Consider the following 10,446-nt stretch of genomic DNA (forward strand, 5'->3'; position numbering starts at 1 on the left):
GCTCCACTTCTGTGACGACAGGTGATGGCACTACCGGCGGCACTACCGGCGGCACTACCGGCGGCACTACCGGCGGCACTACCGGCGGCACCACCGGCGGCACCACCGGCGGCACCACCGGCGGCACTACCAGTGCAAAGACGTTCACGAAATTGAACGCTAGCGGCGCAACGTATACCGCTGATGGTGTTCAGACATTGTCTTGTGTAAAAGACAATCAAACTGGCAAGTTCTGGGAGGTCAAGACCAATGCTGCGGTTGTCGCAAACTCTGATTTCCGTGATGTTGATTATGGCTACTTCTGGGGCGATGGCGTAGGCCAAGCTGCTGGTACTCCAGCCACTTCAAGCGCCATCATGGCGAACCCATGTTCTGGTTCTGGCTCAACATTGACCAAGTGCGATACAGCCTCCTATGTGAAGGCGGTCAATGCCATGAATAGCGGCAAGGGTCTGTGCAACAAGACAACATGGCGTTTGCCAACCTCCGCTGAACTGTTGGGCTTGCTGGATACCAGCAAATCTGCGCCGCCTTATGCTTACACTGACTTGGGCAATACGGCTTTTGATGCTTCCGATACTGATGGCAGGTCATACGTATATGGCTATTGGTCTTCCACTCCGGTGACAGGCGCAGAAACAACCCAACGGGTTGTCATCAGTTTCTCCAACAAGCTGTCCAACGGGCAATCTAAAAACCACAACATGGTCAATCAGATTAATGACCAGATACGCTTGATTGCTGACTAAGGTTTGGATGGGAACCAGCGAAGCGGAATATCCCGTTTCGTCCATTCGTAAGTTGTGGCGGCCTTTGGGTCGCCACAATTTTTTCCGCCACATCCCCCTGTGCTGCATACGGCAGTTTGTTCCCGCACTTTGCCTTTGCGCCGCCAATAGTCCAGTGCAAACTGGGCGGCTTCAGGCGTGATGTCAAAATGGGTAGCCACATCCTGCAAGCTGGCAACGCCATATTTTTGCAGGTAAGCACGGATTTCGCCCAGCAACATCCATCACCCCATCCGCAATTGCAGGCCAGTGTGCGTCTGCTTGTCTTTGCGTCCGGCCAGATGGAAAGCATAGACCGCTACTGCAAACGCCCCGACTACCAACACCACCCAAAGCAGTGACGTTCCTGGATGTTGGGTAAAGGTGGCCAACTGGTAGAATAAGGTCGAGGCCCCATACGCTAACCCCGTGCTCCAGGCCACGCCCAATGCAGTCCATCGGGAGCCAACCTCACGGTACATGGCACCAGTGGCCGCCACGCATGGAAAGTACATCAGGATAAACAGCAAGTAGGCGAATGCACCTATTTTTCCATCAAAGTATCGGTTCATGGCGGCGAAGGTGGCTTTGCTGACATCCTGCTCCTCATTGATGGCACCGAAGCCGAGCGGGTCGGCCAGCTTGCCCAACGCGTCCCCAAGATTGGTGGGGATAGTGGCGAAAGCTATCTGCAAGCCTGCAGTGAGGCTGTAAGGCTTCTCTTGAGTTGCGGCAATGTTGTTGGCGGGAGTCGCGTCTATCTGGCCGTACAGTGCGTCCAACGTACCGACAACCACTTCTTTTGCCAGCAGTCCGCTGACGATGCCGACTGTGGCGGGCCAGTTGTCTTGGTGGATACCAAGCGGCGAGAACATTGGGGTGACGGCCTTGGCGGCTGCACTTAACACCGATTTTTCCGTGTTCTGATTGCCGAAACTGCCATCCGTGCCTAAGCTATTGATTACATTGATAACCGTCACCACAATGACAATCAGTTTCCCCGCACCGACGATGAAGCCTTTCAGCTTGTTCCAAGTATTGAGCAGAATGTTGCGCAAGCCTGGAATTTGGTAGGTCGGCATTTCCATCACGAAATGGTCCGCTCCACCTTGCAGCAAGGTTTTGCGCATGATCAGGCCGGTAAGGATGGCGAAAGCGATGCCGGTCAGGTACAGCAGGAACACAATGTTCTGCCCGCCGCCGCCGTGGAAGAACGCCGCCGCAAACAGCGCATACACCGCCAGCCGCGCCCCGCAGGACATGAACGGCGCCATCAGGACGGTCAGGATGCGTTCCCGTTGGCTGTCCAGTGTGCGGGTCGCCATGATGGCGGGCACATTGCAACCGAAGCCGACAATCAACGGCACGAACGCCTTGCCGGAAACGCCCAGCTTGCGCATGAACTGGTCCATCACGAAAGCGGCACGCGCCATATAGCCGGACTCTTCCAGCAGGGTCAGGAACAAATACAAGGCGGCGATGATGGGGATGAAGGTCGCCACCACCTGCAAGCCTCCGCCAAGGCCATCCGCCAGCAGCGTGATCAGCCATTCGGGCGCAAAACTGCCGAGCATGTGCCGCACCCCATCCACCGCGATGGTTTGCAGCGCAATGTCAAAAAAGTCGATGAATGCCCCACCCAGATTGATGCTGAACAGGAACAGCAGGTACATCATCGCCAGGAAGATCGGTATGCCAGTCCAGGTTCCCAGCACCCAGCGGTCAGCCTTGTCGGAAAGCGTGCGGCTGATTTTGCCACGTTCGTGCACCACCTCCTGCGCCAGCCGGGTGGAGAGGTCGAAGCGCGCATCCGCCAGCAGGAAATCGAGATCTTCGCCGCTTTCGTCCTCAATCTTGCGGTGCAGGGTGTAAATGCTTTTTTCCACCTTGCAGGTTTGCAGCGCAAACAGCGCATCGGCGCGGCCTATATCCTGCGCTTGCGCCTGAATGTGCTGGATAGCAGTTTCAACACTGTGATGGTAGGGGATGTCGAAATGAACGGTGGAGCTGCTGGGGATGTAGTGGCAGATGGCGTGATGGACAGGAACCAAATCCTTGTCATTGCGCAGGGAAACCGGAATGACCGGGCAGCCGAGGCGTTCGTGCAGGGCCTGCGCATCCACTTGCCTGCCGCGCCGTTCCGCCACATCCATCATGTTCAACAGCACAAGCATCGGCACATTGAGTTCACGCAATTGCAGGGTCAGATACAGGCCGCGTTCCAACGTGCTGGCGTCGACAATATTGATGTACAGGTGCTCGGGGTGCTGCTGGACAAATTTGCGCGCCACCGCTTCATCGGCGGAGGTGTCGCTGAAATCCAGGGAATAAGTGCCGGGCAAGTCGACAACGTGCAGTTCTTCATCTAACAGGCGGCACTGGCCTTCCTTGCGTTCAACCGTTACCCCAGGCCAGTTGCCGGTGCGCTGGCGGGCACCTGTCAGCAGGTTGAACAGGGTGGTCTTGCCTGCGTTGGGGTTGCCCAGTAATGCAATTTTCTTGTGCAGGGCTGACCTTGGGCAGCGTTTTTCCTGTGCGCTACAGCATTCTTTCGCCACGGTTTACTCCTGCACATGCACCATGATTTTGTCGGTAATGGAGCGGCCCAGACTGATGCGGTTATTGCCGGAACCCAGCACGATATCGCCGCGGCGGTTGCGCAGGACTTCAATGTGGGTGCCTTTGCCAATTCCCATGCCAAGCAAGCGAATGCGGGTTGGGTTGTCCGTTTGTACAGAATGGATGTGCGCGGCGGTCATTTCCGCCAGCCAGGAAAGGGGTTGGGCTTCAGCAAGGCTCATGCTGTGGCTACCTACCTAAAGAAGTGAAAATGATTCTCAAATTTATATTAGATGTTTTTAATCTTCAAGTTCTACTGAACATTTTATTCAATGGCTTGTCATAATCGGTGATGCATGGCTTGACTACCCTGCATCAGGTCGTGGACTCCTCCGACAATTTTCCTCCCTGGGTTTCCAGGGAGGCACTTTTCCAACCCAGGCTTAAATGAGGGCTACTGTGAAAATAACGAACTACTGTTTTTCTGTGCTGCTTCTGCTCACTGTAGTCGGGTGTGATCGGCTGGAAAAGGATATGTTGTCGGCACCGGATGACGCCACGCTGGAGCGTTACGGGTTGGATGCCGTGAAACTGGGTGATAAACGGGCTGACGCAGGCGCACAGTTACAAGCGTTGCTAGACAAGCCCATGCAATGCACGCCTGGGAAAACTGGTTTGGGGGACAAGCGCAAGGCTTATGCATTGGAAGAGTGCAGCGCCGCACCGGTTAACGGTGAAGTCGGCAAACTTTGGGATGAGAAACTGAGTTTCTTCAAGGCGGTCTTTGTGGAAAACCAGTTGTGCAGTCTGGAGTTGCAACTGAAAACCTCCGGTGATTATGAAAAGCTGTATGACGCGCATGGCAAAAAGATTCTCAACCTGTTCGGCAAGCCGGACGAGGTGACGGCCAAGGAAGTGGTATGGCAGCGGGAGGGCGATGAAGCCACCCTCAAGGATTTGGGCAATGGGCGGGTCAATCTTGAAATCCGCAATAAAAAGGTCATGCAGGCGCTGCATCACAAGGGATAACGACAGAACAGCACAAAATATAAAAAGTTAGGGGCTATTGGGGCGAACTGGCGGGGCATAACTTGTTAAGATACGCGGCATTGCCGCTGAATCTGTGCCTGTTATGCCCCGCATTCTTCTATTCAACAAACCGTATGACGTGCTCTGCCAATTTACTGACCAAGAAGGCCGGTTGACGCTCGCCGATTATATTCCGGTTCCCGGTGTTTACGCTGCCGGTCGGCTTGACCGTGACAGCGAAGGCTTGCTGCTGCTGACCGATGATGGCGGCTTGCAGCACAAAATCGCCAACCCCAAGCATAAAACTAACAAGACTTACTGGGTGCAGGTGGAAGGCGCGCCGACGGACGCGGATCTGGAGCCGCTGCGCAAAGGGGTGATGCTGAAAGATGGCCTGACCCGCCCGGCCCGTGTCTGCGTCATGCCTGAACCTTCCCTCTTGTGGCCGCGCAACCCGCCGATTCGGGCGCGCAGATCGATCCCTGACACATGGCTGGAAATGACCATCAGCGAAGGCCGTAACCGGCAGGTGCGGCGCATGACGGCCGCCATCGGTTTCCCTACCTTGCGCCTGATCCGCTACCGGATCGGCACTTGGACATTAGATGGCTTGTCCAGTGGGGAATGGCGGGACGCCTGAGTATGACCGGATTGCCTCACCCTGTTCAAAACTGGTGTTTGTATTGAAGGTTTTCGATGCAACGCAGTATGTCGCGCCTCATTTCATCGGCGTCGTTAATGCGCATATAGGCACTGAGGAATGAAACCACGCGGCGCGCCAAGTGCTGATGGTCTTCATTTGGCGCAATGACGGCTGCATTCATGTCCTGGTTGTCTTCCAGAAAACTGCAAACCAGATTCTTTTGTGGGGAGTCATTTGTCCCAACGTGAATGGCAAGGCTGCGGGTATGCTTATGCACGACCATCAAGTCGTCTGCCGTCATATTGATGACTGGGTTTTCCATCAGCCGTCTCCTGTAGTGTGGTGAAGTTCAGTATTCTGGACGATTTATGTAAGTTTTGCCTAATTTGTTGCGTTGCAGCATAGACCATGATGGCCTGGGTGTTCAAGTTACCGTATTGTAAGTTGCCAACCAACCGCCGCCATCCGCTTGTTGATTGACTGACAGGAGAGAAATCATGATGAGCCGCCGCCGTTTCCTGGCCTCTTCGTTGCTGTTGCCCGCTGGGGGGCTTTTGGGGCGTGCCGCTTTTGCCGCCGATAGCGGCCAGGGCGCATGGTTTATGCCGGACGAAGGCGAAACGCATGCGCGCACCTGGATGGCTTTCGGCCCCAGCGTGGCCATATGGGGTCGGAAGCTGTTGCCGGAAACGCGCCGCAATCTCGCCCTGCTGGCCAATGTCATCGCCCAATATGAGCCGGTTTCCCTGCTGGTGAGGGAAAACGAGCTTGAGATCGCCCGCAGCATGGTCAGCGACAAGGTGGAGTTGGTGGTGTCCCCGCTGGATGACCTGTGGATACGCGACACAGGCCCGACCTTCGTCCTCAACCCGCAGGGCGGCAAGGCGGCGGTCAACTTCAATTTCAATGGTTGGGGCGGCAAGCAAACCCACCGCCAGGATGCAAAGGTTGCAGCTTTTGTCGCCAAACAGGCGGGGGTTGAAGTTTTGCCCGCAAAACTGGTGATGGAGGGCGGCTGCATTGAAGTGGATGGCCACGGCACGGCCATTATGACCGAAAGTTGCGTGCTCAATGACAACCGTAACCCCGGCGTGTCCAAAGCGCAGTTTGAAGACTTGCTGATGCCGCTGCTCGGTCTGGACAAGATCATCTGGTTGCCTGGCGTCAAGGGCAAGGATATTACTGACGGCCACACCGACTTTTACGCCCGTTTCGCCCGCCCCGGCGTGGTGCTGGCCGGGTATGACCCTGATCCGGACTCATATGACCATGACATTACGCTGCGCCATCTGGAAATCCTCAAATCCGCCACCGATGCGCAGGGCGGCAGGCTGGAGGTCATTTCATTGGAAGGCCCTATGGAGATCCGCAAAAAGTTCCTGAATGATGAGTTCGCTGCCGGGTACATCGGCTTTTACGTCTGCAACGGGGCGGTTATCATGCAGGAGTTCGGCGACCAGCAAGCGGACAAGGCGGCGCGTGACGCCATCCAGCAAGCTTTTCCTGGCCGCAAGATTGAGCAGTTGAATGTTGACGGCATCGCCGCTGGCGGCGGCAGCATCCACTGCGCGACCCAACAGGAACCCCAAGCGCTGGCTTGAGCAGCGCCCCGGCAGAGGAGCCATTATGTCCCATCATCACGACCATGCCCCTTGCCGTTGCGCCTGGGTGGATCTGGGCAAGCCCGATTATGTCGCCTACCATGATGAAGAATGGGGCGTTCCGGTGCACGATGACCGCAAGCTGTTCGAGTTCCTGCTGCTGGAGTCGGCGCAGGCCGGTTTGAGCTGGTACACCATCCTGCGCAAGCGGGGCGGCTACCGGCAGGCGTTCGACAATTTCGATCCTGAGAAGGTCGCCCGCTATGACGACGCCAAGGCGCAGGAACTGCTGGCGAACCCTGGCATTATCCGCAACCGGTTGAAAATCCTTGCCGCCATCAGCAATGCGCAGCATTTCCTCGACATCCAGCAGGAATTCGGCAGTTTCGACGCTTATATCTGGCGCTTTGTGGAGGGCGAACCCATCGTCAACGCTTTCCGCCAGCTGTCCGAATGTCCGGCGACCAGCAAGGAGTCGGACGCGCTCAGTAAGGACTTGAAGAAGCGTGGCTTCAAGTTCATGGGCTCCACCGTTTGCTACGCGCATATGCAGGCGACCGGGATGGTGAACGACCACCTGCTGGACTGTTTCCGGCGTGAGGAAATACTCAACGGCAAGCCCTGACCCAGGGGTTCCCCCTCTCCCAATCTGTGCTGCGCTGCCGTACACTGGCTTCCTTTTAATAAAACGGTTACAAAAAACTGAAGGATGTCACTTCCATGATCGACGCATTTCCCGCACCCAGCATCGTTCCGCTCGACCATATCCTGCCGGATGAGCCGCTGCTGATGATGGGGGCCGGGCCGGTGCCCATTCCGCAACGGGTTGCCGATGCCAACTCAATCGTCATCAACCATCTTGGCGAAACCATGAACCGGGTGATCGGGCAGGTCAAGGAGATGGGGCGGTATGTGTTCCAGACCGCCAGCAGCCATGTCATGGGCGTCAGCGGGCCGGGTTCGGCGGCGATGGAAATGGCCGTGGCCAATCTGGTGGCCCCTGGTGACCGGGTGCTGTGCATCACCAACGGCTATTTCAGCCAACGGCTGGCGGAAATGGTGCGGCGCGTGCGCGGTGAACCAACCCTGCTGGAAACCCCCCATAACCAAGGGGCTAGTGTGGAGGCGGTGGAACGTGCCCTGCAACAGGGGCGTTTCAGTGTGGTGACCATGGTGCAGGGGGAAACGTCCAACACCGTCTGCAACCGCAACCTTGAAAAGATTGCCCGCCTCGCCCGGCGTTACGGTTGCCTGACGATTGTGGATGCGGTCTGCACCCTCAGCACCATGCCGCTGGAAATGGACAACTGGCAAGTCGACGCCATTATCACTGGCGGGCAGAAAGGTTTGTCGTCGATCCCAGGCGTTTCGCTGCTGGCGTTTTCCGAAGAAGCCTGGGCGCGGAAAATCGCCTGCCGCACCGACCTGCCTTACCACTGGTGTCTGGACGCGCAACTGGCCGACAAGTTCTGGAACCAAAACTCTTATCACTACACCGCGCCGGTTTCCGGCATCCTCGCCCTGCACGAAGCGTTGCGGTTGGTGTGTGAGGAAACTTTGCCGCAGCGTTTCGCCCGGCATCTGCGCTGTTCCGAAGCCCTGCAAGCGGGCATTGAGGCCATGGGGCTGGAACTGCTGATTGAAAAACAACACCGCCTGAATTCGGTGGTCGGCATCGTGGTGCCGGAACATGTTTCCGCCGACGCCGTGCGCGCCTACATGTCGCAGCTTCACAAGGTGGAGATTTCCGGTGCTTTTGGCCTCAATATCCTGCGCGTCGGCCAGATGGGGGAACAAAGCCGTGGCTACAACCTGTTCCGCACCCTGCATGCGTTCGGTTCCAGCATGCGCAAGGCGGGCGCAGTGCTGGACTTGCCTGCGGGCATGGCGGAACTGGAACGCAAACTGTCGGCATAAACCTTGAAACCGACGTAGAAAACAGACGCCGTTGGACGGCATTATCCGGTAGAATTTGCGCCTGTCCCGTTATTACAAGACTCCCGCATGCTGCCTGGAATTTCCGTTTTGCGCCGTTTCGCCCGGCGTTTGCCGATGACGCTGTGTGTCGCCCTGCTGCTGGTCGGTGGGGCGCACGCCAATGAACCAGTAGGGTATAAAGCCGCCTACAAAGTGGTGGGCAAGCCCTCGCTGAAAACCCAGGCGGACAAACAGCACGCCTTGTTTGACTACTTCCTCAACAACGCCTTGCACGGTAAGGGCAAGCAGGATTTCGAAAAAGTCGCTAAACAGGTGAAGAACAAAATCACCTGGCGGGATGATGATGGCAAAAACGCCTATGACGAGGCGTTTGTCCGTTCCTATGCCTTCGCCCGCACGCTGGATTTGCAGGGCATGCCCGACACCATTATGTTGATTCCCTGCATGGAGTCGCAATGGCATGGCAAGAAGGGCAGGAAATCAGCCGACTATGGTTACTGGCAATTGACGCCGGAGGTGTTGCGGGAAATCCAGGCGCTGGATTATGTGCCTGCCGCCGTCAAGAAAGCGGACATCAACCAACTGCGCGCCGACGCCACCTTGAGCACGCGGGCGGCACAGGCGCATTTGCACCGTTACCATTTCTATTTCGCCAAGGTCGCCGGGTTTGGCGAAAGCGACGCCTGGCTGCTGACGTTCACCGCCTTCAACTGGGGGGCTGGCAACGTCAAGCGGATGCTGGCCGAGATGGCGGCGCAAGGCGTCAAGGCGGATTTCTCCAGTTTCTACCACCACTTGTATGCTGTCCACCGCAAGAATCCGGGCGACCGCTCGCTCAAGGCGGCAGTGGAATATGTCCCCAGCCTGTGGAATATCGCGCAGCTGGTGAAGGAGTCCCGCTAGTGCAGTGTTGTGTGGCGAGGCTGGACGGTTGATGTAGGTGTCCACGTAGATTTGTTATCTTCTTCCGAGTCTATGCCTAACGCGTCTTCTTGGTTTGGTGGTGTTGTTTCATCATTACTTTGATCTATTTCCAATATTTTTTCAATTTGCTTTAGCTTCTTGCTAAAGCCTATTTCTTCATTGTAGGCTTTTATTAGGTCTTCCAAATTGCTGATATATTCAACTCTTTTTTTCAAAAGAGATAAACCTTCTTGGATAGGGTTCAGTGCTTCTAATGCGCTGGATGTCATTTTGTCTTTAACTGCTGTTTCCATTTTATCGATATGAAACCGGAGAAGGTCACAATCCATCGTTATGGCTATACTTCGAGCCGCGTCTAACTCAGCAAGTTCGTCAGAACCATTCTCATAGTCTTGTTGTTTGAGGCTTTGAGATATATTCCTGATTTCTTGGCGCAAGGCGGCAATTTTTTCACGGTAATCTTTGATTTTTTCTTGATTATATTGTGCGCTCTCAGATAAAGCAGTTATTTTTGTTATGATTCGGCTATGGTCGTCATTGATCATGTTTGAGTCCTTTAATATTTTATGGTTAGTGGAAAGTTTTGTTGTTGGGGATATCTAGCTTGTCTATATATAGTAGTTTTGTTGAAATGAAAACAAGAAAATCTTCGAGTTCATTTATTTTTCTGGTGGCTTTTTTGGTTTGGTGCTCTTTCAAGTTTATTGAGATTTCGTTAGTGAGTTGCCTTATTTCTTTGCAATCTTTTTCTATAAAAGATGTTCGGGTTGCTTGTGTTTCATTTGATATTCCGCTGTCATAGCCTATCAATATGGCATATTCTTCAAGGTCTTCTTTTAGCTTGAAAAGTTGCTGATCTGTTTGTTTGTTAATAGGTTGATTGGCTTGTGATGTATTTATTAGTTTGTTTGCGGTATGGCTATTTTTCGGAATAGTAAGTATCCCCCGGCAAAGCCGGGGGCTTTAGAATATGTGAGCCGCTCAA

General features: G+C 55.0%; 12 protein-coding genes. 7 read left to right on the top strand and 5 right to left on the bottom strand.

The window, feature by feature from the left end:
• Positions 1 to 749: Lcl domain-containing protein (locus tag VSS37_RS14630; RefSeq protein WP_324696407.1), on the top strand; the 749-nt coding region annotated here is incomplete at its 5' end.
• On the opposite strand, the gene VSS37_RS14635 is transcribed toward VSS37_RS14630, so the two are convergent.
• The 3 genes from VSS37_RS14635 to VSS37_RS14645 are packed head-to-tail and all read right to left on the bottom strand — an operon-like array spanning position 746 to position 3,568.
• Entirely contained in the window at positions 746 to 1,009 is a 264-nt protein-coding gene (locus tag VSS37_RS14635) for a FeoC-like transcriptional regulator (protein ID WP_324696408.1), read from the bottom strand. The two genes, VSS37_RS14630 and VSS37_RS14635, sit on opposite strands and share 4 nt — an antisense overlap.
• Positions 1,010 to 1,012: 3 nt before the next feature.
• Positions 1,013 to 3,325, bottom strand: coding sequence for a Fe(2+) transporter permease subunit FeoB (gene feoB, locus VSS37_RS14640; RefSeq protein WP_324696409.1), 2,313 nt, complete (start codon positions 3,323 to 3,325; stop codon positions 1,013 to 1,015).
• 3 nt (positions 3,326 to 3,328) lie between these two features.
• Positions 3,329 to 3,568, bottom strand: coding sequence for a FeoA family protein (locus VSS37_RS14645; protein WP_324696410.1), 240 nt, complete (start codon positions 3,566 to 3,568; stop codon positions 3,329 to 3,331).
• A gap of 217 nt (positions 3,569 to 3,785) precedes the next feature.
• On the opposite strand from VSS37_RS14645, the gene VSS37_RS14650 reads away from it, so the two are divergent.
• Positions 3,786 to 4,355, top strand: coding sequence for a hypothetical protein (locus tag VSS37_RS14650; protein WP_324696411.1), 570 nt, complete (start codon positions 3,786 to 3,788; stop codon positions 4,353 to 4,355).
• 103 nt (positions 4,356 to 4,458) lie between these two features.
• Positions 4,459 to 4,995, top strand: coding sequence for a pseudouridine synthase (locus tag VSS37_RS14655; RefSeq protein ID WP_324696412.1), 537 nt, complete (start codon positions 4,459 to 4,461; stop codon positions 4,993 to 4,995).
• Positions 4,996 to 5,020: 25 nt separating this feature from the next.
• Here VSS37_RS14655 and VSS37_RS14660 read toward each other — a convergent pair whose 3' ends face one another.
• Positions 5,021 to 5,320, bottom strand: a complete 300-nt coding sequence (locus tag VSS37_RS14660) for a hypothetical protein (RefSeq protein ID WP_324696414.1) — start codon at positions 5,318 to 5,320, stop codon at positions 5,021 to 5,023.
• Between the two features lie 175 nt (positions 5,321 to 5,495).
• Between VSS37_RS14660 and VSS37_RS14665 the strand changes: the two genes are divergently transcribed.
• The 4 genes from VSS37_RS14665 to VSS37_RS14680 all read left to right on the top strand — a co-directional run bounded on the left by VSS37_RS14665 (position 5,496) and on the right by VSS37_RS14680 (position 9,440).
• Positions 5,496 to 6,599, top strand: a complete 1,104-nt coding sequence (locus VSS37_RS14665) for an agmatine deiminase family protein (protein ID WP_324696415.1) — start codon at positions 5,496 to 5,498, stop codon at positions 6,597 to 6,599.
• A 25-nt stretch (positions 6,600 to 6,624) separates the two neighbouring features.
• Positions 6,625 to 7,224, top strand: coding sequence for a DNA-3-methyladenine glycosylase I (locus VSS37_RS14670; protein ID WP_324696416.1), 600 nt, complete (start codon positions 6,625 to 6,627; stop codon positions 7,222 to 7,224).
• A 95-nt stretch (positions 7,225 to 7,319) separates the two neighbouring features.
• Positions 7,320 to 8,516 (top strand): pyridoxal-phosphate-dependent aminotransferase family protein, encoded by a 1,197-nt coding sequence (locus tag VSS37_RS14675; protein WP_324696417.1) that lies wholly within the window; start codon positions 7,320 to 7,322, stop codon positions 8,514 to 8,516.
• Positions 8,517 to 8,603: 87 nt separating this feature from the next.
• On the top strand, positions 8,604 to 9,440 hold the full coding sequence (locus VSS37_RS14680) for a transglycosylase SLT domain-containing protein (RefSeq protein ID WP_324696418.1): 837 nt from the start codon (positions 8,604 to 8,606) through the stop codon (positions 9,438 to 9,440).
• Here VSS37_RS14680 and VSS37_RS14685 read toward each other — a convergent pair.
• Positions 9,437 to 10,006, bottom strand: a complete 570-nt coding sequence (locus VSS37_RS14685) for a hypothetical protein (protein ID WP_324696420.1) — start codon at positions 10,004 to 10,006, stop codon at positions 9,437 to 9,439. The genes VSS37_RS14680 and VSS37_RS14685 overlap by 4 nt on opposite strands.
• Positions 10,007 to 10,446: the final 440 nt, after the last annotated feature.

Source organism: Candidatus Thiothrix phosphatis (genome assembly GCF_035668035.1).
Classification (GTDB): Bacteria; Pseudomonadota; Gammaproteobacteria; order Thiotrichales; family Thiotrichaceae; genus Thiothrix; species Thiothrix phosphatis.

Bases quoted from the DNA above. Each gene is read 5' to 3' on its own strand.
- VSS37_RS14635 (WP_324696408.1), bottom strand. From the start codon at position 1,009: ATGTTGCTGGGCGAAATCCGTGCTTACCTGCAAAAATATGGCGTTGCC.
- VSS37_RS14645 (WP_324696410.1), bottom strand. From the start codon at position 3,568: ATGAGCCTTGCTGAAGCCCAACCCCTTTCCTGGCTGGCGGAAATGACC.
- VSS37_RS14655 (WP_324696412.1), top strand. From the start codon at position 4,459: ATGCCCCGCATTCTTCTATTCAACAAACCGTATGACGTGCTCTGCCAA.
- VSS37_RS14660 (WP_324696414.1), bottom strand. From the start codon at position 5,320: ATGGAAAACCCAGTCATCAATATGACGGCAGACGACTTGATGGTCGTG.
- VSS37_RS14665 (WP_324696415.1), top strand. From the start codon at position 5,496: ATGATGAGCCGCCGCCGTTTCCTGGCCTCTTCGTTGCTGTTGCCCGCT.
- VSS37_RS14670 (WP_324696416.1), top strand. From the start codon at position 6,625: ATGTCCCATCATCACGACCATGCCCCTTGCCGTTGCGCCTGGGTGGAT.
- VSS37_RS14675 (WP_324696417.1), top strand. From the start codon at position 7,320: ATGATCGACGCATTTCCCGCACCCAGCATCGTTCCGCTCGACCATATC.
- VSS37_RS14680 (WP_324696418.1), top strand. From the start codon at position 8,604: ATGCTGCCTGGAATTTCCGTTTTGCGCCGTTTCGCCCGGCGTTTGCCG.
- VSS37_RS14685 (WP_324696420.1), bottom strand. From the start codon at position 10,006: ATGATCAATGACGACCATAGCCGAATCATAACAAAAATAACTGCTTTA.